The organism is Duganella sp. GW822-FHT06D06 (assembly GCF_058799615.1).
Genome location: NZ_JBXALQ010000004.1, coordinates 85,900 through 105,030, shown reverse-complemented (window position 1 = coordinate 105,030; position 19,131 = coordinate 85,900). Strand labels below are relative to the sequence as shown.

21 protein-coding genes are annotated in these 19,131 nt (G+C 65.1%); 6 read left to right on the top strand and 15 right to left on the bottom strand.

The features are described 5' to 3' along the window. The first annotated feature begins 34 nt into the window (after nucleotides 1–34). Entirely contained in the window at nucleotides 35–1,003 is a 969-nt protein-coding gene (locus AC1RMD_RS09260; RefSeq protein WP_492925863.1) for an Lnb N-terminal periplasmic domain-containing protein, read from the top strand. 27 nt (nucleotides 1,004–1,030) lie between these two features. Here the strand turns inward: AC1RMD_RS09260 and AC1RMD_RS09255 are convergent, their stop codons facing one another. The 11 genes from AC1RMD_RS09255 to AC1RMD_RS09205 all read right to left on the bottom strand — a co-directional run bounded on the left by AC1RMD_RS09255 (nucleotide 1,031) and on the right by AC1RMD_RS09205 (nucleotide 10,867). Continuing rightward, a complete protein-coding gene (locus tag AC1RMD_RS09255; protein WP_492925861.1) occupies nucleotides 1,031–1,786 on the bottom strand; it encodes a sensor histidine kinase in 756 nt (251 codons plus the stop codon). A gap of 42 nt (nucleotides 1,787–1,828) precedes the next feature. Then, nucleotides 1,829–2,161, bottom strand: a complete 333-nt coding sequence (locus AC1RMD_RS09250; RefSeq protein WP_492925859.1) for a hypothetical protein — start codon at nucleotides 2,159–2,161, stop codon at nucleotides 1,829–1,831. Between the two features lie 240 nt (nucleotides 2,162–2,401). Then, nucleotides 2,402–3,232: a substrate-binding periplasmic protein gene (locus tag AC1RMD_RS09245; protein ID WP_492925857.1), complete on the bottom strand. Its 831-nt coding sequence runs from the start codon at nucleotides 3,230–3,232 to the stop codon at nucleotides 2,402–2,404. 129 nt (nucleotides 3,233–3,361) lie between these two features. Then, nucleotides 3,362–4,063 (bottom strand): ABC transporter ATP-binding protein, encoded by a 702-nt coding sequence (locus AC1RMD_RS09240; protein ID WP_492925855.1) that lies wholly within the window; start codon nucleotides 4,061–4,063, stop codon nucleotides 3,362–3,364. Then, nucleotides 4,056–4,769 carry an ABC transporter ATP-binding protein gene (locus AC1RMD_RS09235; protein WP_492925853.1) on the bottom strand — a complete coding sequence of 238 codons (714 nt, stop codon included), beginning with the start codon at nucleotides 4,767–4,769 and terminating at the stop codon, nucleotides 4,056–4,058. The genes AC1RMD_RS09240 and AC1RMD_RS09235 overlap by 8 nt, the downstream gene beginning before the upstream one ends. Continuing rightward, the gene (locus tag AC1RMD_RS09230) at nucleotides 4,762–5,724 is read right to left on the bottom strand and encodes a branched-chain amino acid ABC transporter permease (RefSeq protein WP_492925851.1); all 963 of its coding nucleotides are present in this window, start codon (nucleotides 5,722–5,724) and stop codon (nucleotides 4,762–4,764) included. The genes AC1RMD_RS09235 and AC1RMD_RS09230 overlap by 8 nt, the downstream gene beginning before the upstream one ends. After that, the gene (locus AC1RMD_RS09225) at nucleotides 5,721–6,593 is read right to left on the bottom strand and encodes a branched-chain amino acid ABC transporter permease (RefSeq protein WP_492925849.1); all 873 of its coding nucleotides are present in this window, start codon (nucleotides 6,591–6,593) and stop codon (nucleotides 5,721–5,723) included. The genes AC1RMD_RS09230 and AC1RMD_RS09225 overlap by 4 nt, the downstream gene beginning before the upstream one ends. A gap of 6 nt (nucleotides 6,594–6,599) precedes the next feature. Beyond that, on the bottom strand, nucleotides 6,600–7,754 hold the full coding sequence (locus AC1RMD_RS09220) for an ABC transporter substrate-binding protein (RefSeq protein ID WP_492925847.1): 1,155 nt from the start codon (nucleotides 7,752–7,754) through the stop codon (nucleotides 6,600–6,602). Nucleotides 7,755–7,771: 17 nt separating this feature from the next. After that, nucleotides 7,772–9,325: a class I adenylate-forming enzyme family protein gene (locus tag AC1RMD_RS09215; protein WP_492925845.1), complete on the bottom strand. Its 1,554-nt coding sequence runs from the start codon at nucleotides 9,323–9,325 to the stop codon at nucleotides 7,772–7,774. Further along, nucleotides 9,325–10,479, bottom strand: a complete 1,155-nt coding sequence (locus AC1RMD_RS09210) for an acyl-CoA dehydrogenase family protein (protein WP_492925843.1) — start codon at nucleotides 10,477–10,479, stop codon at nucleotides 9,325–9,327. Before AC1RMD_RS09210 ends, AC1RMD_RS09215 begins: the two co-directional genes overlap by 1 nt. Nucleotides 10,480–10,528: 49 nt before the next feature. Then, entirely contained in the window at nucleotides 10,529–10,867 is a 339-nt protein-coding gene (locus tag AC1RMD_RS09205; protein WP_492925841.1) for a flagellar basal body rod C-terminal domain-containing protein, read from the bottom strand. 141 nt (nucleotides 10,868–11,008) lie between these two features. On the opposite strand from AC1RMD_RS09205, the gene AC1RMD_RS09200 reads away from it, so the two are divergent. From AC1RMD_RS09200 to trxC, 5 genes are all read left to right on the top strand, one after another. Continuing rightward, complete coding sequence (locus tag AC1RMD_RS09200) at nucleotides 11,009–11,878, top strand: substrate-binding periplasmic protein (protein WP_492925839.1); 870 nt, start codon at nucleotides 11,009–11,011, stop codon at nucleotides 11,876–11,878. A 115-nt stretch (nucleotides 11,879–11,993) separates the two neighbouring features. Further along, nucleotides 11,994–12,863 carry an ABC transporter ATP-binding protein gene (locus AC1RMD_RS09195; RefSeq protein ID WP_492925837.1) on the top strand — a complete coding sequence of 290 codons (870 nt, stop codon included), beginning with the start codon at nucleotides 11,994–11,996 and terminating at the stop codon, nucleotides 12,861–12,863. Continuing rightward, on the top strand, nucleotides 12,860–14,431 hold the full coding sequence (locus AC1RMD_RS09190; RefSeq protein ID WP_492925835.1) for a hypothetical protein: 1,572 nt from the start codon (nucleotides 12,860–12,862) through the stop codon (nucleotides 14,429–14,431). The genes AC1RMD_RS09195 and AC1RMD_RS09190 overlap by 4 nt, the downstream gene beginning before the upstream one ends. Nucleotides 14,432–14,549: 118 nt before the next feature. After that, a complete protein-coding gene (locus tag AC1RMD_RS09185) occupies nucleotides 14,550–15,251 on the top strand; it encodes a phasin family protein (RefSeq protein WP_492925833.1) in 702 nt (233 codons plus the stop codon). Between the two features lie 120 nt (nucleotides 15,252–15,371). Then, complete coding sequence (trxC, locus tag AC1RMD_RS09180; protein ID WP_492925831.1) at nucleotides 15,372–15,833, top strand: thioredoxin TrxC; 462 nt, start codon at nucleotides 15,372–15,374, stop codon at nucleotides 15,831–15,833. A gap of 16 nt (nucleotides 15,834–15,849) precedes the next feature. Here trxC and AC1RMD_RS09175 read toward each other — a convergent pair whose 3' ends face one another. From AC1RMD_RS09175 to mdcE, 4 genes are read right to left on the bottom strand one after another with little or no spacing between them, the layout of a single operon-like run. Continuing rightward, a complete protein-coding gene (locus AC1RMD_RS09175) occupies nucleotides 15,850–16,776 on the bottom strand; it encodes an ACP S-malonyltransferase (protein ID WP_492925829.1) in 927 nt (308 codons plus the stop codon). Continuing rightward, entirely contained in the window at nucleotides 16,773–17,714 is a 942-nt protein-coding gene (mdcB, locus tag AC1RMD_RS09170) for a triphosphoribosyl-dephospho-CoA synthase MdcB (protein ID WP_492925827.1), read from the bottom strand. The genes AC1RMD_RS09175 and mdcB overlap by 4 nt, the downstream gene beginning before the upstream one ends. Continuing rightward, nucleotides 17,714–18,421 (bottom strand): malonate decarboxylase holo-[acyl-carrier-protein] synthase, encoded by a 708-nt coding sequence (gene mdcG, locus AC1RMD_RS09165; RefSeq protein ID WP_492925825.1) that lies wholly within the window; start codon nucleotides 18,419–18,421, stop codon nucleotides 17,714–17,716. Before mdcG ends, mdcB begins: the two co-directional genes overlap by 1 nt. Continuing rightward, nucleotides 18,405–19,121 carry a biotin-independent malonate decarboxylase subunit gamma gene (mdcE, locus tag AC1RMD_RS09160; RefSeq protein ID WP_492926366.1) on the bottom strand — a complete coding sequence of 239 codons (717 nt, stop codon included), beginning with the start codon at nucleotides 19,119–19,121 and terminating at the stop codon, nucleotides 18,405–18,407. Before mdcE ends, mdcG begins: the two co-directional genes overlap by 17 nt. Between the last annotated feature and the right edge of the window lie 10 nt (nucleotides 19,122–19,131).

Below are 19,131 nucleotides of genomic sequence, written 5' to 3'. Positions count from 1 at the left end.
ACGATAAAGAGGATTGATGCCCCTATAATCGGGCATGCTAAAAAAATACCTGACTCTCGCCGGCAAGCTGTGCGCTTCCTTGTTGATGCTGGGCCTGTCGTTGTGGGGCGGCGGCGCGCTGTGGTTCCAGGCCGCGCCTTTCATGGCCGTCGCTTGGGGCGTCGTCAGCGTGGCGACGCTGGTGTGGTGGTGGCGCCGTCGCGGCGCGCGCGTGCTGCTGCCTTGGGCGCTCGCGGTTGCGCTGCTGATGGGTTGGTGGAGCACCATCCGACCCAGTCACGAGCGCGTGTGGGCGGACGACGTGGCGCGCATGGTCACCGGCCGCGTGCAGGGCAGCATGGTCACGCTGGACCAGGTGCGCAATTTCGACTGGCGCAGCGATGCCGATTACACGCCGCGCTGGGAACAGCGTTCGTATGACCTGAAGCAGTTGCAGTCGGTCGATGTGGCCTTGTCGTACTGGATGGGGCCGGCCATCGCGCATACCTTGGTGTCGTTCGGTTTTGCCGACGGCCGCTACCTGACGTTTTCAATCGAGATCCGCAAGGAGCGCGGCGAGCGCTTCGACGGTATCGCCGGTTTCTTCAAGCGTTTTGAGACCGTGCTGATCGCCGCCGACGAGCGCGACATCCTGCGCGTGCGCACCAACGCGCGCGGCGAGGACATGTATCTGTATCGCCTGAAGATGCCGCCGGATGTGATGCGCTCGCTGTTCCTGGCGTATCTGGACGAGGGTGCATTGCTCAAGCGCGAGCCGCGCTACTACAACACGCTGTTCGCCAACTGCACCACCATCGTCTTCGAGATGGCGCGCCGCATCGATCCGGGTCTGCCGATGGATTGGCGACTGCTGGCGTCGGGTTACCTGGACCGCTACCTGTACGACATTGGCGCGCTGGTCGGGCAGGGCGGCTTCGACGCGCTGCGGCAGCAAGCCCACGTCACCGCCAGGGCGCGAGCGGCCGACAAGGCGACAGACTTCTCTGAAAAAATCCGGCGCTGAACTGACCCTGAAGCGTTTGGAAAGCTCTTAACTATTGCGGGGCAGGATGACGGAAAAGACCGTTCCTTCAGCCGTACTGGACGTTACCGCGATCGTGCCATTGTGGGCTGTAGCTGTTTCTCGGGCGATGAAAAGGCCGAGTCCAAGGCTGGTCGTCGGCCTGGCGTCGTCGTCGGCATCTCCTTCCAGTTGGACCAAGGGCTGGAAGATGGTTTTGAGGGATTCTTCCGGGATCACCGGTCCAAAGTTGCTTACCTTGATGGCGATGGCGTCTTCCAGCCCGTCTGCCCGCAAGGTGATGTCGTGACCCTTGGCGCTGTACTGAGCGGCATTGATCAAGAGGTTGGTCACCAATTGCTGCAAGCGTACGCCGTCAAACGATCCGGTCAGGTCGCCGTTGGGAAGAAAAACGATGGTGCTGTTTGGGTACATTGCGCTCGCATCGGCAACCGCAGCCTGGCATACCTCCTGCGCGTCCACCGTCGCTAGCGCAATCGGCATTCCCGCCCCCATCTGGAAACGGGTAAATCCCAACAGATCAGTGACCATCGCACTCATCAGTATTGCGCTGCGCTTTACCTTCTGGCCGACCGCAACAACTTGTTCTTGCGGCACTAACGACCGGGTGAGCAGGTCTCCAACCAGGGAAATGGTGGCGAGCGGGGCGCGCAGATCGTGTCCCAGTACCGCCAGGAACAGGTCCCTCATTCGATCCGCCCTGGCCGAGAAGGTGACAATCGATTCCGCCAGCGCCTGGTCGATCGCCTCGTTAAAACGGACCATTTCCTGTATCGTCGTTTCCGACATCTGCTGAACGCGAGGCAACTAGAGACGCAGCACGGTCGCCCTGAGGGCGCGGAACTCAGCGCTGAGCTGTAGCAGAGAGAAATTGCTGGCCTGGCGAAGTCGCCCGTGTATGGCCGCTGCGCTTTCCTTTTCGCGGGTGTCCACCTCGTCGCCCTGAGACTTTTCATACTGCTGCAGCTTGCTCTGGTGCGTCGCGATATCGATAGCGATTGCGCAGAGGATCGCTTCAGCGTGGTCAGTCAAGGCCAGGTCCGACATCTCCTCGCCAGCAGGGGCGGATTTTTTCGCGAAAGCCGTCCATTCTGCGAGAATCTCCGTCATTTCGGAACGTATAAAGGTGGAAAGATTCATACGACGGCATTCCTTAGGGGGAAGTGAAACGTTCAGCGTGCAAAGTAAAGCTGGTGGAGATGATTGAGTTCGACATCGGATGCCACTTGGGATAGTACTACGCGCCTGCTGTGCACCATGTAAACGGGACCCGCCACGCCTACCGCGCGTTCGGTTTTCTGCTCGACCAGGATGATGATGAGGCCGCCGGCCCTGCCGCCAATTGGCACATTGCCGGAACTGCCCCCGAGCCTCCGAGCCTCAGGGTTGCGTTTCGCGCAGTGCCTGATTCAAATAGTTGTCGAAGCGACCGCCGGCAAACGCTTGTTGTGCGGCTTGCCGGTAGCGCTGCACCAGTTCAGGGGACGCCAGCGGCGAAAAGGCACCATACAGCGTCACGCCGGGCACCGGCACTGTCAGCAACTTGAGCCTCATGTTGTTGCGCGCTGCGTAATAGCTAGCGCTTGCGCAGTTGGAAAAATAGGCGCCGTCGATGCGCTCCAGCTGGAGTTTGCCCAGGTTGACTCTCTCCCAGTCAACGCCGCCGACCAGGTCCAGCCGGATCGCCGGATTGTGCATGAAGGAAGGCAGCACGCCGGCCCGCACCCAGCCTATCGTCATGCCGGCCAAGTCGGATGCGCTGCGCAGGTGGTCGAGGCGGTGTCCGGGCAGCACGGCGATGCAGGGCTCGAACTTGATGTACGCGGTGTCGTCGAAACGTATGCCGGCGCTGTCGCGCTGCGGGGTACGGGCGAGGATGGGGGTGAACAGCACGGCGCCGCTAGCCAGGCTGATTTCCAGACGCGCCACCGTGACGGGGCGCTGCCACTGAAAGCGCACGCCCATGCGAGGGGCAATCTCGCGGTCGAAGAAGTCGATCAGCGCGCCTTGCGGACCGTCCGGGCCGGGCAGGATGAACGGGGCCACCGTGAACACGCCGACGACGACCGGTTCGGGCGGCGCCGCCGGCGCCGCCTGCAGCGGGACGCCGCTCCAGCATGCCGCCAGTATTGCGCACACGCGCGCACGGCGCCGCAAGGCGCGACGTGGCGTTTGGAGCAAGGGCTGCCATCGGTGCGGGACGAAAGTCATACGCGCGCTTGCAGAAGGAAAGTCTTAGCCCATTCTAACTCTGGGCGGCCCGACCAGGGCCGCCAGCGGCCGGCAGCTGTTGGGATCCGGCCACAGCGATCGTTTAACCGGAAGATAGCGAGGTGTCCTTCAGCGTGCAAAGTAAAGCGCGTGGAGGTGCTGGAGTTCGACCTGGAATGCCGGCTGGGACAAGGCCACGCGCCCGCTTTGCATCAGGTAGACATGATCCGCCACGCCCACCGCGCGTTCGGTATTCTGCTCGACCAGGATGATGGTGCGGCCGCCGGCCTTGAGCCGTTCCAGTATCTCGAACAGTTCATTGACGACCAACGGCGCCAGGCCCAGTGAGGGTTCGTCGATGATCAGCAGGCGCGGGTTGGACATCAGCCCGCGCGCCATCGCCAGCATCTGCGCCTCGCCGCCGGACAGCGATCCGGCCAGCTGCGTGCGGCGTTCGCGCAGGCGGGGGAACATTTCGTAGGCTTCCTCCAGTCTTTGCTTCACATGCGCGCGATGCGATTTGTGGAAGGCGCCCATGATCAGGTTTTCTTCCACGCCCATGTCGCGGAAGACCATGCGGCCTTCGGGAATCATGGCGATGCCGTGATCGGCCATCTCCCACGTCGGCGTGCCGTCCAGGCGCTGGCCGTCCAGGCGGATCTCGCCCGCAGTCAGTGGAGCCAGGCCCATGATCGCGCGCAGCAGCGTGGTCTTGCCGGCGCCGTTGGGGCCGATGATGGTGGTGAGCTTGCCCGCTTCCGCCTTCAGCGATACGTCCCACAGCACGTTGATCGCGCCATAGCCGGCGCGGATCTGGTCCACTTCAAGCATGCGCCGCTCCCGTGTAGCTGCGGATGACCTCAGGATCGTTGAACACTTCGTCCGGCGTACCGTCCGCGATCAACTGGCCGAAGTTGAGCACCACCACCCGCTGGCACAAGGAGTGGATGGTCTCGATATCGTGCTCGATGATGATGATGCCGACGCCAAAGCGCGCGTGCATCTCCTTGAGCATGCCCATGAAGCGCCGCTTGCCGCTGGTCTCCAGCCCGGCCAGCACCTCGTCCAGCAACAGCAGCTTGGGCGTGGTGGCCAGCGCCTTCGCCACTTCCAGCGCTTTGAGCTCGGTCAGCGCCAGTTCGGTGGCGGCGTCGCGATGCGCCTTGTCGGCCAGGCTGGTGAACTCCAGGATCTCGGCGATCTTCTCCTCGTCGACCTTGCCGGTGCCGAAGCGCTGCGCGACGATCAGGTTCTCGCGCACCGTCAGCTCGTGCATCGGCTGCGGAATCTGGAAGGTGCGGCCTATGCCCAGCCGCGCGCGCCGGTAGATGGGCGTGCGCATCACGTCGTGGCGGTCGAAGCGGATGCTGCCGCCGGTCGGCCGCACCAGGCCGGAGATGGCGTTGAACAGCGTGGTCTTGCCGGCGCCGTTGGGGCCGACCAGGCCGACCACGTCGTGCGTGCCGACCGTCAGGTTGACCGCGTTGACCGCCGTCAGGCCGCCGAAGCGGACCGAGAGATTGTTCAACTCAAGCATGGGTTTTCCTTCGCAGCAGGGCAAGCAGGCCGGTGGGGCTCAAGATGATCATCGCCACCAGCAGCCCGCCCAACACCAGCTGATGCCCGGTGGGGATCAGCGACTTGAACACCAGTTGGTCCAGCAGGTACACCACCAGCGCGCCGACCACCGGCCCGGCGATGGTGCGGTAGCCGCCGAAGATGGCGGCGACGATGGGCACCGTCACCCACACGCTGTTGAAGGCGTAGTCCGGTTCGAGGAAGTTGATGTAGTGGGCGTTGAACGCGCCCGCCACGCCGGCCATGAAGGCGGACACCATCAGCATCAGCCCTTTGAGCAGCGTGCTGTTGACGCCGACCACGCGGGTGGCGTCCTCGCTGTCGTGCATGGCGCGCAGGGCGATGCCGTAGTAGCTGGCGCGGATGGCGCGGTAGGCCAGCGCGAACAGCAGCACGATGGTCACAATCACCAGGTAGGCACCGGTTTTGCCGCTCATGTCGTAGCCGAGGATGGTCGGCAGCACCGGGATGTTGGCGATGCCGCCGGAGCCGCCGGTCAGCGAGCTCCATTCGGTGGCGAGGATGCGGAAGATGTGGGCGTAGGCCAGGATGGCCAGCGCGAAGTAGGGGCCGCGCAGCCGCAGCACCGGCAGCATCGCCACGGAGGCCAGCAGCGCGCCGACGCCGCCCAGCGCGATCCCCGCCAGCACCGGCACGCCCAGCTTGACGGTGACGATGGCCGATACATACGCGCCGACACCGAAGAAGGCGCTGTGGCCGAAGCTGACCATGCCGCCCATATTCCCCAGCAGCGCCCAGGACAGGGCGACGCAGCCGATCACCATGGCGGCGACGATCAGGCTCATAACGTAGTTGTCGGCGCCGAGCAGCATGGGCACGGCGACGTAGGCGGCGATCAAAGCGATGCCCAACCACAGGCGGTTCGCGCCCGCGCCGGCGGCGAGGCGCATCATCCGCGCCTCCGGGCCGCGCCCATCAGGCCATTCGGCATCACCAACAGCACCAGCAGGAACAGCGTCATGCCGGCCAGCTCCTGCAGGGCGGAACTGGCTAACGTGACGGTCAGCGCCTCGGCCACGCCCAGCAGCACTGCGCCCAGCAGCACGCCGGGGATCGAACCTATTCCCGCCAGCACGGTGATGATGAAGGCCTTGACCGTCAAGGCACCGCCATACGCGGGCTGGATCACGCCGTAGCTGTACAGGGCCACGCCGGCAAACCCGGCCAGCATGCCGGCCACGATGAACGACACCAGCTCCGTGCGCCCGGGCGCGATGCCCATCAACTTGGCGGCGTCGCGGTTGCTGGAGACGGCCCGCAACGCGCGCCCATACCAGCTGCGCGACAGCCACCACCACAAGCCGCCCATCAGCACCAGGCTGACCACGAAGAAGATCACTTCGCTGCGCATGCTGTACAGCGGCCCGACCACGAAGGCTTCCTGCAACCAGCTGGAACTGGTCGAGCGTACGTCGGCCTTCCAGATCAGCAGGATCAGATTGGTCAGGATCACGCCGATGCCGAAGGTGAGTATCAGCGAATTGATCTCGCGGTCCTTCTTGATGTGGCTGACGATCCAGTACACGCCGGCCGACGTCGCGCCGACCACCACGACAGCGACCGGTATCGCCCACGCCGGATTGAGACCCAGCCCCGACTCCACCGAGTAGGCGATATAGGCCGCCAGCAGCACCAGCTCACCGTGGGCCAGGTTGATCACCCGCATGGTGCCGAACACCAGCGCCAGTCCCAGCGCGATCAGCGCGTAGGAGCCGCCCTGCAGCAGGCCGGAATACAGCGCCTGGAGTATCAGTTCCGTCACGGCGGCTTACCAGGGCAGGCCTGGATACACCATCTTGCCGGTCGCCGTCTCCTTGGGCCAGACGATGACGATGTTCTTGCCCTGGTGCTGGCCCATGCGATGCACGAAGTTGGGATTGTCGCCGTTGGCGCCGAACTGCACCCGGCCGATCAGCGTTTCGCGGTCGGTCTTGTGCAGCTCCTCGGCGATGCCGCCTTTCTTCACCGTGCCTTTGTCAGCGGCGCGGGCTATGGCTTCAAACAGCAGCGTCGCCTGCACGTAGCCGAACTGGCCGAGGTAGTCCGGCTCCTTCTTGTACAGCGCCTTGTAGCCGTCGGCGAAGGCCTTGCCGTCCGCCGTGTCGAAGACGGCGGGGAAGGGCAGCAGCGCGGTGCCGTACACATTGGGCATCAGGTCCGGGAACTCGGCGGCCATCTTCGGCGTGGCCAGCGACCATACACCGATCATGGCCTTGACCGGCGGCTTGAGCACGCGCGCGGCGCGCAGGATGCCGACATAGTCGTTCTCGTAGCCGACCATCAGGATCGCTTCCGATTTGTCCTGGAGCTTGATCTTGTTGATGATGGGTTTGAAATCGGTGATGGCCGGATCGAAGGAATGCGTGGTGACCTTGACGCCCTTGGCCGTCAGCGCCTTCTGCACGGAGCTGGTCAGGTCGGAGGTGGCCTCCTTGGTCGAGAACACGATGGACACGGACTTGGCGCCCATGTCGGCCAGCAGTCCTTGCACGGCCTTTTCATAGCCGGCGGTGTTATTGATGCGGAAGAAGTTCTTGCGGCCGCTGTTGACCAGGCTATCGTCGACGCCGCCGGAGGTCATGTAGACCAGCCCCAGTTTGTTGGCCGCGTCCGAAGCCGGCGAGATGTTGTTGGAGCCGTAGCCGCCGGTGATCGCCACCGCGCCCTGGCTGGCCAGCTTTTCCACCGCCGCCACCGCCTTGGCCGGGGAGGATTCGTCGTCGATGCTGATGATCTTGATTTTGTGTTTGCCGTTGGTCTTGTTGAATACTTCGGCGGCCACCAGCACGCCTTCCTGCATGCCCGAGCCCACGCGGGCCAATGCGCCGGTCAGCGGCAGCTCGGCGCCGACGGTGAATTCCTCGGCATACGCGCCGCCTGCCAGTGCCATCGCGATCAGTGCCGCGATTGTGATGTTCTTCATGCTGGTCTCCTTGGGGGTTATTTTTGTGCCAGTTGCCGCAGCTGTCCTTTTAATATCTTTCCGGTTGCCGCTGCGGGCAGGGTTTGCATTGCGATGATCTCGGACGGGCATTTGTACGGCGACAGCAGGCCCGCCAGGTAGTGCTGCAATTCTTCGGGCGTGATGCGATGGCGCGGATCGATTTCGACGAAGGCTACCACTTCTTCGTTGCCGTCGGCGGCGTTGCGGCCGACTACTGCCGATTGCGTCACCGCCGGGTGGGCGTTGAGCACCGTCTCCACTTCCAGCGGATAGACGTTGAAGCCGGAGCGGATGATCAGCTCCTTGGTGCGGCCGACGATGAACAGCGCGCCGTCCGCATCCTGCCGCGCGACGTCGCCGGTATTGAGCCAGCCGCCGTCGCGCATCGCCGCCGCCGTCAGTTCCGGCTCGCGGTAGTAGCCGGCCATGATGTTGGGGCCGCGCGCCCACAGTTCGCCATCGGCGCCGGGCGCCACGTCGTCGCCGCCGGCATCCACCAGGCGCACTTCTACGCCGGGGATGACCGGGCCGACCGAGGCGTCCCCGCGCGGTTGGTCGAGGCGGGTCTGGCTGATGGTGGGCGAGGTCTCGGTCATGCCGTAGCCGTTGTGCAGCGGCAGGCCAAACAGCTGCTGCACCTGCGCCTTCAGGCTGGGCGCCAGAGGCGAACCGCCGGCGTAGATGAAGCGCAGCTGCGACTTGATCTGTTCACCACCGCCCAGCGTCTCCAGCAGGCGCGCGTACATGGCGGGCACGCCTTGCAGGATGGTCAGGCCGTCGTCGCGGATCGCCTTCAGCACTGCGTCCGGCGTGAAGCGCGGGCACAGGTACAGGCAGGCGCCCGCGTACAGGGTGCCCAGCATGACCGAGGCCAGGCCGTAGACGTGGGTGATGGGCAGCACGCCGTAGGCGCGGTCGGTGGGAGTCAGGCCGCGCAGGGTGCTGGAAACGGCGGCGATGAACAGCAGGTTGCGGTGCGTGAGCATCACGCCCTTGGGTTGGCCGGTGGTGCCGGTGGTGTAGATCAGGGCCGCCACTTGCTGCGCCGGGTTGGCGTGCACCGGTTCCGGCGTGCAGTCGGGATTGAGCGCACCGATCATCCAGGCGCCGAACGGCGAAGGCGCCGACACGGCGCCATTGCGCTGGCCATGCGCGGCGGATTCCGGCGAAGTAGAGGGCAAGGTCGGTGTCGCCAGGTAGATCACGCGCCGCGCGCCACTGTGATCGCGGATCTGGTCCACCTCGCGCGCGGACAGCCGGCCGTTGACGCTGACGATCCACGCATCCAACTCGGCGGCGGCGAAGATCAGCGCCACCTGCGCCGCGCAGTTTTCGCCAACCACCATCAAGCGGTCGCCGGGCCGCACTTGCAATGCGCGCAGCAGGGCGGCGGTTTCGTCGACGGCCGCCGCCAGTTCGGCATAGGTCCAGTGGCACGCGCCGTCGTGCAGCGCCCACGCTTGCGGCGCGCGGTCGGCCCAGCGGCGCGGGATGCCGCTGAGGCGCTCGGGCAGCGTCGCCAGTAGATGGGCGGTGTCCATGGCCTCCATCAGGCCGCGGCCGCCTTGATCATGTTGCGGGCGATGACCAGTTGCTGGATCTGCGAGGTGCCTTCGTAGATGCGGAACAGGCGCACATCGCGGTAGAAGCGCTCCGCCGCGTACTCCGACATGTAGCCCGCGCCGCCGTGGATCTGCACCGCGCGGTCGGCCACGCGGCCGCACATTTCGGAGGCGAACAGCTTGCAGCACGAGGCTTCGGTCGAGATGTCCTCGCGGTTGTCGCGGCGGCGCGCGGCGTCCAGCACCATGCTGCGGGCGGCGTAGATCTCGGCCTTGCTGTCGGCCAGCATGGCCTGGATCAGCTGGAACTCGGCGATGGGCTGGCCGAACTGATTGCGCTCCATCGCATAGCGCAGCGCGTCGTCGAGCATGCGCTCGGCCACGCCGACGCAGATCGCCGAGATGTGCAGGCGGCCTTTGTCCAGCACCTTCATCGCGGTCTTGAAGCCCTGGCCTTCCTTGCCGCCGATGATGCTGGTGGCCGGCACGCGGCAGTTCTCGAAGATCACGTCGCAGGTGTGGGCGCCTTGCTGCCCCATCTTTTTGTCGTTCTTGCCGAGCGAGATGCCGGGCGTGCTGCGCTCGACGATGAAGGCCGATACGCCGCTCGGTCCCTTGCGGGTGCTGTCGGTGCGCGCCATCACGGTAAACACGCCGGCCTCCGGCGCGTTGGTGATGTAGCGCTTGGTGCCGTTGATGATGTAGTGGTCGCCATCGCGCACGGCGGAAGTGGTAAGCGAGCCGGCGTCCGAACCATATCCCGGCTCGGTCAGTGCGAAGGAGCCGACCACTTCGCCGGAGGCCATGCGCGGCAGCCAGGTGTTCTTCTGTTCTTCGGTGCCGTCGATCAGGATGCCCTGCGAGCCGATGCCGTTGTTGGTGCCGAACAGCGAGCGGAAGGCGGGCGAGGTGCGGGCGATTTCAAACGCGGCCAGCACTTCCTCTTCCATCGTCAGACCCAGGCCGCCGTATTGTTCGGGGATAGACAGGCCGAACAGGCCCAGTTCGCGCATCTGCGCCACCAGCGCGGGAGGGATTTCGTCGGTGTCGGCCACTTGCTGCTCGTGCGGCACCAGTTGTTCGCGCACGAAGCGGCGGATGCTGTCCAGCAGGATGTTCAGCGTTTCCTGGTCTCTTATCATGGGTCTCCCTCTTCGGCAGACTTCAATGTGCCGATTCGGCCAGACCCTGTCAAGCTTTGGTGTCGACGAAGGTGCCAATTAAGGTGCCGATATTCTGGTCGGCGGCCTGGATCACCTTGGCCGACAGGTCGAATTGCGCCTTGTAGACCAGCGAGTTGGTGGTTTCGGTGGCGAGGTTGGTGCCGCTGGGGGCGTCCGCCGCCTGCAGCTGCTGCGCCTGGAAGGAGATCGACACGCCGCTGCCGGCCGGCGCGCTTTCCTGGAACACGGCCTGCGCCGGCTGGAAGCCCTGGGTGCCGATGTTGGCGATCGCGTGCGCGCTATTGCCCAACGCCCGTTCGGAAGCGTTGAGACCGGTGACTCCTGAGCTGAGTGCGGCGATGGCCATGATATTTCCCTTCGGCAAGTACCGAAAGTGTACACCGGTGTGCGGCGGAATGCACGTGTTTGATTAAAAATTCAGCAGGCTTGACGCCGTCGGGCAACTGGGTGACTATTGTCATGGAGATACTTTTGTGAAACCAGAGCCATGCCTATGCTGCGCCGATTGTTGTGTGCCTGCCTGATCCTGCTTGCGGCGGCGGCTACGGCCGAACCCATCCTGATCCACTATCCGCGCGCCGAGAGCATCGACGACGAGCGCGGCGAATACGGCCTGGCGCTGCTGGAGCTGGCGCTGGCCAAGTCCGGCGGCTTGTACCGGGTCGAACTGTCGCCCACCCGCATGCAGCAGAGCCGGGCGTTGGTGGAGTTGCAGTCTGGCTCTGGCCGCATCGACATCGTCGGCACCATGACCTCGGCCGAGCGCGAGGAGGCGCTGCTGCCGGTGCGGATACCCATGACCCGCGGCATGATCGGCTGGCGCATCGGCCTGGTGCGGGCCGACCGGCCGGATTTGCTGGCCGAGGTGCGCACGCTGGACGACCTGAAGCGCTACAGCGCGGCCCAGGGCCACGATTGGCCGGACTTGCGGATCTTGCGGAGCAGTGGGCTGATCGTGCATCCGGTGGCCGTGTATAGCGGGCTGTTCGGCATGCTGAAGGCCGGCCGCATCGACTGGGCGCCGCGCTCGGTCAACGAGATCTGGGCCGAGGCGGCGCACCACCCCGGGCTGGCGATCGATAAGCATATCGTGCTGCACTACGTCACCGCCGACTACTTTTTCGTCAACCGCAACAACCCGGCTTTGGCGGAAGCGGTCCGGCTCGGCCTGGAGGCGGCGCTGGCCGACGGCAGCTTCGAGCAATTGTTTGCCCAGTACTACGGCCGCCTGCTGCGCAAGGCAAGGCTGGACCAGCGCCAGGTGATCCACCTCCCCAATCCACTGCTGCCCCCGCAGACCCCGCTGGCGCGGAAGGAGCTGTGGCTTACCGTGGAAGATTTGAAACGCTATCCATAGGGCAAGTAGTTGCCATGTCAATTAAATAACGCTGTAGAATAAAACACCCGCAAGCGGGGCCGGTCCGGCATGGTGCTGGCGCGGCCCCGCTTTCATTTCCAGGAGCGCTTTGTACATGCTTGAATTACGTAACGTCGTCAAATCTTATGCGAAGAACGTGCGGGCAGTCGACGACGTCAGTTTGAACCTTCCGGCCGGCGTGGTCGGCCTGATCGGCCATAACGGCGCGGGCAAGACTTCGCTGATGCAGATGATCGCCACGCTGACCAAACCCACCAGCGGCGAGATCCTGTTCGACGGCGCCGACATCGTGAAGAAGCCCGATGCGATCCGCGGGCGGCTGGGCTTTCTGCCGCAGGACTTCGGCGTGTATCCGAACCTGACCGCACTGGAATTCCTGCAGTACTTCGCGGCGCTGAAGGGCGTGCGCGATCCGGCCCGTTTGCGGCTGCTGCTGGAGATGGTCAACCTGCACGAGCATGCAAACCGCCAGGCGGCCGGCTTCTCGGGCGGCATGCGGCGCCGGCTCGGCATCGCCCAGGCGTTGCTCAACGATCCCGATGTGCTGATCGTCGACGAGCCGACCGCCGGCCTCGATCCCGAAGAGCGGCTGCGCTTCCGCCATCTGCTGTCGGAGATCGGTTTCCGCAAGCTGGTGATCGTGTCGACCCACATCGTGTCCGACATCGAGAACATGGCGGGCCACCTGGCCATCATGAACAAGGGTAGGCTGGTGGCCTTCGACACGCCGGACAGTTTTGTCCACGGCGCTCGCAGCCAGGTGTGGTCGGTCACGGTGGAGGCGCAGCACTACGAAGCCTTGCGCGCCGAGGTGCAGGTGCTGCAGGCGCAGCGCAATGAACACGGCATCAACCTGCGCATCGCCCATCCAAGCTCGCCATGCGCCGGCGCGGTGCCGGCCGAGCCGACACTGGAAGAAGCGCTGATGACGCAGCGCTACGCTGTGCAGGAAGCGGCGGCATGAACGCGCTGGCATTGAAGTTGCTGGTGCTGACCGAGGTGCGGCTGCGCATGCGCCGCACCGGCACGCTGGTTGCGGTACTGGGGCTGATCGCGGTCAGCTGGCTGATGGTCGGCGATCCCGAGTGGGGCTACACGCTGATGTCCATCGACAGCGCGCGCGTGGAGTACACCAGCAGCTGCCTGGCGCTGGGCACGGCGCTGCTGGCCGGGCTGCTGTTCGGCCTCGCCGGCTTTTACCTGGTGCGCGGCCGCATGGGCGAGGACGTCCGCAGCGGCGTGGCGCCGGTGCTGGCGGCTGCGCCGGTCGGCAATGCGGTGTTCCTGTTCGGCCGCTGGCTGGGCAGCGTGGCGTATCTTTGCTGCCTGCTGTTGATCTTCATGGCCACCATCCTGGTGCTGCACCTGGTGCGCGGCGTCGGGCCGATACAGCTGGACGCCTACCTGAAAACCTACGCCCTGCTGTTGCTGCCTACCGTGTTCCTGGTGGCCAGCCTGGCGCTGTTGTGCGAATCATGGGCGCCGCTGATGGGCAAGGGCGGCGATGTGCTGTACTTCGTGCTGTTCGTCGCGCAGGTCGGCGCACCGGCCGCCCTGATGCTCGGCGTGCAGGGTTGGTCGCCATGGTTGCTGATCGATTTTTCCGGCATCAGCAGCTCGCTGCAGACGTTTCATAACAGCGTCGATACGGCCAACTTCGCCATCGGCGGCGCGGATTTCAAGGAGTCGCTGGCGCCGATCACCTTGCCCGATACCTTGTGGAGCACGCCGCTGATGCTGAGCCGCGTGGGTTGCGCGCTGCTGGCGCTGTTGCCTATGCTGCTGGCGCTGCCGCTGTTCCACCGCTATGCGCCGGACCGCGTCAAGGTGGCTCCGGGCGGCGGCGGACGCTGGTCGCCGCTGGCGCTGGTCAACCGTTTGCTGCGGCCCTTGTCGGCGTGGGCGCGGCCGCTGTTTCCGCTGGCGGCGCGGGTGCCCGGCGTGTGGGGCGAGGCGCTGGCCGTGGTCGGGTTGGCGCTGGTGTCCAATCCCGCCGCCATCGCGGCCTTGCTGGTGATGCTGATCGGCGGCTGCGTGATCGGCAACGCAATGCTGGGCAGCTGGCTGATGGCCGGCATGGTGATCTGGGGCATCCTGGCCAGCGAGCTGAGCGTGCGTGACTTCCGCAGCGACGTCGACGCCATGAGCGGCGCGGCGCCGGGCGGTGTCGAGCGGCGCTTCATGGCGCAAATGCTGGGGGCTTGCCTGCTGGCGCTGCTGTTCAGCGCGCCGGTGGCGGTGCGCTGGCTGCTTACCGATCCCTTGCGCGCCGCCGCCTTGTTCACCGGCGTGTTCACCTTGTCGGCCGCCGCCACGCTGTTGGGGCGCACCAGTCGCAGCGGCCGGGCTTTCCTCGCGCTGTTCCTGTTCCTGATGTACGTTGCCGGCCAGACCGCCAAGGTGCCGGCGCTCGACATCGCAGGCCTCAGCGGCGCGGCCAACGCGGCCTCGGTCATGGGCGAGTTGGTCGTGGGAATAGTGCTGTTCTCCATCGCCCTGTGGCATGAGAAATGGCGGGCGGCGCGGAACTGAAGAAGGGATGACCTAGGATTAATCCGGTTTGCAGAGTTCCCGCGATAGCGGCAACGCACGTTTGATCTAGATCAGACGTCGCGGAACCGTCTAACGTAGCCTTGGCATTCGCGCTGCGATGCGGCGTCGAAACCGGTTCGACCATCCCCAGGCCATCTTTTACTTTCTTTTCGAGGCATCTATGTACCCATTTTCTCAAATTGTCACCCCAGCGGCCAAAACCCATATGGAAGCCCAGTTGTCGTTCTTTAACGACATGTCGAAGTCCCTGTTCCGTACCGTTCAACAGTACAGCGACCTGAACATCCAATTGGCTCAAACCTTGCTGGAAGAAAGCACAACGACGGGCCAGCAAATCATTACCGCGCACCGTCCGACGGAGGCGATCGCCGCCGCCGCCGCCCATGCCCAACCTACGGCCGAGAAGCTGCGGGCCTACCAGCAGCACCTGTCGCGCATCGCCGCCGACACCCAGGTCGATCTGTCCAAAGTGGCGGAAGAGCACGTGCAGGAAACCAGCCGCACCGCCAAGGCACTGGCCGATGAAGTAGCCCGCGTCACGTCGGAAGAAACGGAAAAAACGCTGCGCAGCCATCAGGATGCGGTGGAACGCTTCTCCGATCCGTTCATCAGCCACGGCGACGGCACGCGCCAATCGCGCGGCAACGAAATGCGCGGCAGCTCGACCATGCAGAGCGCCAGCCAGAACGGTGTTGAAAGCCGCGAAGGCAATTTGCAAGGTGGGCAAGCCTCCCAGGCCCAGACTGCCGCTCAAGCTGCTCAAGCCAGCAAGCAAACGGGCGCCCGCAAGGAAACCTGAGACCGACGACAGAACCGATAGGTTCTAGTCTTCGCCGCGCCCGCGATCTGGTATCGCGCTGCGCGGCAATTTTTTTGTCCATGCTTTATCATGGTGGCTTGAAGCAGCCTGGAGATAAAGATGACGAATACCGCCGCCGCGCAACCTGAATCGTTGCATATTGTTTGCCCCCATTGCGACGCCGTGAACCGTGTGCCCGCCGCCAAGCTGGCGCAGCAGCCGGTGTGCGGCAAGTGCCAGAAGGCGCTGTTCACCGGGCAGCCGCTGGAGTTGTCGGCCGCCCGCTTCCTCAAGCATATCGAGCGCAGCGATATTCCGGTGCTGGTGGATTTCTGGGCGCCGTGGTGCGGGCCGTGCAGGACCATGGCGCCGTTCTACGCGCAGGCCACGCAGCGGCTGGAGCCGCAGTTCCGCGTGGTGAAGCTCAATACGGAAGAGGCGCAGGAGTTGGCGGCGCGTTACGCGATTCGGAGTATTCCGACGCTGGCGCTGTTCAAGGGCGGGCGTGAAGTGGCGCGGCAGCCGGGCGCGATGGATGCGTCCAATATCGTGGCCTGGGCGACGCAGAATAATCGCGCTTGAGTCGTATCGCCGCCGCTTATTCGGCGGCGCGTTCCAGCCATTTTCGGATGCCGTCCAGCGTGCGGAAGTCGGCCACGGAACGGGTGTTGATGTGCGGGTGGCGGCTTTGCAGCATGCGCGATAGCGCGGCGCCGGGACCGAGTTCCAGCGCGTAGGTGATGCCGGCTTCGGCGGCGGCGTCCATGCAGGCGGCCCAGTGTATCGTTTCCGCCAGTTGGCGCGAGAGCTGGTCTACCGCCAGCGCTTTGCTGTGGACGGCCATCGCGCCGATGCCAGCCAGTACCGGTGCGGTCATCGCTTGGAATTCTGTCTGCCGCAAGACCGCGGCAAAGGGCGCAACGGCGGCCTGCATGTAGCGCGTGTGCGAGGCCACTGCCACCGGCAGGCGTGAGCTGCGGCCGCCGGCTGCGTGCGCCGCCTGCTCAAGCGCTTCCGCACTTGCGGCCGGGCCGCCGGCGATACAGGTGTCGTCGCCATTTTCTATGCTCATGTGAAAAGCGTGTTCGGCAAGCAGGGTCGAGGTGCGGGATAGCGCCAGGCCGGAGATCGCCATCAGCGTCTGGCCGGGCAGGGCGCGGGCGCAGTCGTCCATCAACTGTGCGCGTTGCGCGGCCAGCTGCACCGCCGTCTGAGGCGGGAGGGCGCCGGCGACGCCGTAGGCCGATAGTTCGCCGATGCTGTAGCCGGCCACCAGCGCCGGTTGTGGTGCGAACTCGCGTATTGCTGCCCACATCGACAGCGTGGCGGCGACGATCAGCGGTTGGGCGTTGCGGTTGGCGTAGATGTCCGCATCGTCGGCCAACGCCAGCCCGGCCAGCAGTGCACTGGCGGCGGTGTCGCCGGCCGGACTGCTGCGGGGCAGGTCGAACATCGCGGCATGCTGTCCGCCCTGGCCGGGGCAGAGCAGGAGCAGGCGGGATAGTGCGCCGTAGGACGTGGTCATCGCTCGTCTCGCTCCATTGCGGCGATGGCGTGTACCAGGCAGCTGGCCGCCAGCAGGTCCGCCGCGCCGCCTGGCGAGAGTCGCTGCTGGACGAATGCCTGATGGCTGGCCAGCGCCTGCGCGCGCCAGTCGGCGTTGGCCGTGCCGCCGAGATCGATGAAATGTTGGGCGTGCGTGCGCACGGTCTGCGCGCCCTGCGGACCGGCGCGGTGATAGACGTTGCTATCGCTGATGCGGGCCATCAGCGTGAACAGCGTGTCGATGCGCGCATGCGTCATGCTGGCGCCGCGCGCGCGTGAGGCCTGCAGCGCCGGCACGCCGACTTCAAACACCGATGGCAGCCCGAGCGCGCCTTCTTCCCGCGCGCCGCTGACGGCATATTGCGCCGCGACGCGCAGGCCGTTGCTGAGTTGCGCCGACGGCGGGCTTGATGGCGGGACCGTAGCTTGAGCTGCATGCATGGCCAGTTCCTCGCCCCAGCGTATCAACATGGCGGCGCGCAGCGCGGCAGGCGTCAACGGCGTTCCTTGCGCGCGTGCGCGGCCGGCGGTGGCGCACAGCAGGCCGAGGCTGAAGATCGCGCCCCGATGCGTGTTGACGCCACCTGTCGCCTTCAGCATCGCGGCTTCGGCGTCGATGCCCAACTGTTTCAGCCGCGCGAACGGCGCATCGTTCAATCCTGCCAGGCAGATCTTCTTGAAGTAGTGGCGCAGAGAGAACAGGCTGCGCATGAAGGTCTGTGCATCCATGTCGTCATGGCTGCCGGTGTCCACCAGCGACACCAGCCCTGGCTTGGGATACAGGCAAAGCTCGGCGTGCAGGCTGCGAAGCGCCAGACGGGCCACCTCGCCCGCAAAGTTGTGCTGCGCCGTGCGGTTCAGGCCTGGCTTCATCATCGCCGGCGTTCGCAGGCGCGCAGGTGCGAGAACGGTTTGCATCAACGAGACTCCAACGTCGTCATCAGCGACGCGGTATCGACCAGGCGTACCGAGTGCAGCTCCTTGACGATCACCCGCGCCGGATTTTCCAGCGCCATGCGCCACTCCTTCCACGATACCGCCTGGCCGCCGGGGAATACGATTTCGCCATCGAGTGGCACATGCGCCGCATGCCGCGACAGCAGCGCAACACCGTCATGCAACTCTTCGAGGGTACGGGGATGAAACAGGATGTCGATATCCGAGGCTGGCGTGAGGTACAGCAAGCCAGTCAGCGCCTGCATCGCCATCGAACCGTAGATACGCAGGTGGAGATGTTCCGTCTCGCGCTCCAGCGTTGTCAACGCCTCGCGCCACGGGCCGGCGCAGCGTAGCGCCGACCGCAGTTCCACTGCCGGTGATGTCCGGCTGATCTCCGTCATCTGCGCGCTCAAGGCGATGCGCACCTTCTCGCCGGTGTCTTCGTCCGGCGGCAGCGGCAGGCCGAGACTAAGCTCGTCCGGCTGCGCGTCGATATCGAAGCGCCGCACCACGGCCGGCCAATCCTGTCCTTGCCAGAGCGTGAGCGCCGCCTTGTGCTGCGGCTGCGCCGCATGCATGACCGCCTGCCAGCCCAATTCGGTAAGCCAGACCAGCATATGCCGCTCAAGACCGCGCGCGGCGGCCCCTGGCTGCACCATTTGCTCCGATTCAGGCAACGCGTACATGACCATCAGTCATCACGGCATCGATCACCGGCTGCGCCCAGCGCCGTCCGCCGCGCTGGAGTCCTAGTGCGCTGCGCTGGTCGCCGTCGGTCGGACTCACGAGCGCGGCACGCAGATGCGCCGCCAGGTCGCCTTCCCAGATCGCTTCCAGACCGCCCATGCGCAGATAGTTCTCCGGTCCCGGCGCGAACACCGGATTGCTCTGCGCAAGCTCGGTCAAGCGTTCTTCCGAAACCTTGGTGATGCGCGCCATTGCCGGCAAACCCATGACGCGGATGGTGGCATCGGGTAGGGCGTAGCAGGCGTCGGCCATCAGGCCGCTGGTGATGAACCCACCCGACAGCGCCTGGTCGTACACCAGGCCGATGATTTTGTGGCCTTTGCGCCGCGCCAGGTCCACGCATTTTCCGAGGTGCGCCATGTAGCTGTTGATGCCCAACATCTCATCGCGATGGCGCAGGCGCTGGCCCTGCGTATCGACCAGCATCAGTATCGGCATGCCGGGGAATTCGCGCACCGTGCGCAGGATCGCCTTGGCCTGCGCCAGCGCTATCTCCACGCCGATCGGCGTGTGGGCCGTGGTGCCGATCACCGCCACCGCTTGTCCGTCCACCTTTGCGCTGCCGCACAGGAAGTCGTTCTGCTCGACGATGGCATGCCCCTGCGGGAACAGCGTGTCCGCCAGTTTTTTCCAGTCCATTTTTTTGTGA

Excerpts from the sequence above, each read along its gene's own strand:
- AC1RMD_RS09260 (WP_492925863.1), top strand. The coding sequence starts at position 35 with ATGCTAAAAAAATACCTGACTCTCGCCGGCAAGCTGTGCGCTTCCTTG.
- AC1RMD_RS09255 (WP_492925861.1), bottom strand. The coding sequence starts at position 1,786 with ATGGTCCGTTTTAACGAGGCGATCGACCAGGCGCTGGCGGAATCGATT.
- AC1RMD_RS09250 (WP_492925859.1), bottom strand. The coding sequence starts at position 2,161 with ATGAATCTTTCCACCTTTATACGTTCCGAAATGACGGAGATTCTCGCA.
- AC1RMD_RS09245 (WP_492925857.1), bottom strand. The coding sequence starts at position 3,232 with ATGACTTTCGTCCCGCACCGATGGCAGCCCTTGCTCCAAACGCCACGT.
- AC1RMD_RS09240 (WP_492925855.1), bottom strand. The coding sequence starts at position 4,063 with ATGCTTGAAGTGGACCAGATCCGCGCCGGCTATGGCGCGATCAACGTG.
- AC1RMD_RS09235 (WP_492925853.1), bottom strand. The coding sequence starts at position 4,769 with ATGCTTGAGTTGAACAATCTCTCGGTCCGCTTCGGCGGCCTGACGGCG.
- AC1RMD_RS09230 (WP_492925851.1), bottom strand. The coding sequence starts at position 5,724 with ATGATGCGCCTCGCCGCCGGCGCGGGCGCGAACCGCCTGTGGTTGGGC.
- AC1RMD_RS09220 (WP_492925847.1), bottom strand. The coding sequence starts at position 7,754 with ATGAAGAACATCACAATCGCGGCACTGATCGCGATGGCACTGGCAGGC.
- AC1RMD_RS09215 (WP_492925845.1), bottom strand. The coding sequence starts at position 9,325 with ATGGAGGCCATGGACACCGCCCATCTACTGGCGACGCTGCCCGAGCGC.
- AC1RMD_RS09210 (WP_492925843.1), bottom strand. The coding sequence starts at position 10,479 with ATGATAAGAGACCAGGAAACGCTGAACATCCTGCTGGACAGCATCCGC.
- AC1RMD_RS09205 (WP_492925841.1), bottom strand. The coding sequence starts at position 10,867 with ATGGCCATCGCCGCACTCAGCTCAGGAGTCACCGGTCTCAACGCTTCC.
- AC1RMD_RS09200 (WP_492925839.1), top strand. The coding sequence starts at position 11,009 with ATGCCTATGCTGCGCCGATTGTTGTGTGCCTGCCTGATCCTGCTTGCG.
- AC1RMD_RS09195 (WP_492925837.1), top strand. The coding sequence starts at position 11,994 with ATGCTTGAATTACGTAACGTCGTCAAATCTTATGCGAAGAACGTGCGG.
- AC1RMD_RS09190 (WP_492925835.1), top strand. The coding sequence starts at position 12,860 with ATGAACGCGCTGGCATTGAAGTTGCTGGTGCTGACCGAGGTGCGGCTG.
- AC1RMD_RS09185 (WP_492925833.1), top strand. The coding sequence starts at position 14,550 with ATGCGGCGTCGAAACCGGTTCGACCATCCCCAGGCCATCTTTTACTTT.
- trxC (WP_492925831.1), top strand. The coding sequence starts at position 15,372 with ATGACGAATACCGCCGCCGCGCAACCTGAATCGTTGCATATTGTTTGC.
- AC1RMD_RS09175 (WP_492925829.1), bottom strand. The coding sequence starts at position 16,776 with ATGACCACGTCCTACGGCGCACTATCCCGCCTGCTCCTGCTCTGCCCC.
- mdcB (WP_492925827.1), bottom strand. The coding sequence starts at position 17,714 with ATGCAAACCGTTCTCGCACCTGCGCGCCTGCGAACGCCGGCGATGATG.
- mdcG (WP_492925825.1), bottom strand. The coding sequence starts at position 18,421 with ATGTACGCGTTGCCTGAATCGGAGCAAATGGTGCAGCCAGGGGCCGCC.
- mdcE (WP_492926366.1), bottom strand. The coding sequence starts at position 19,121 with ATGGACTGGAAAAAACTGGCGGACACGCTGTTCCCGCAGGGGCATGCC.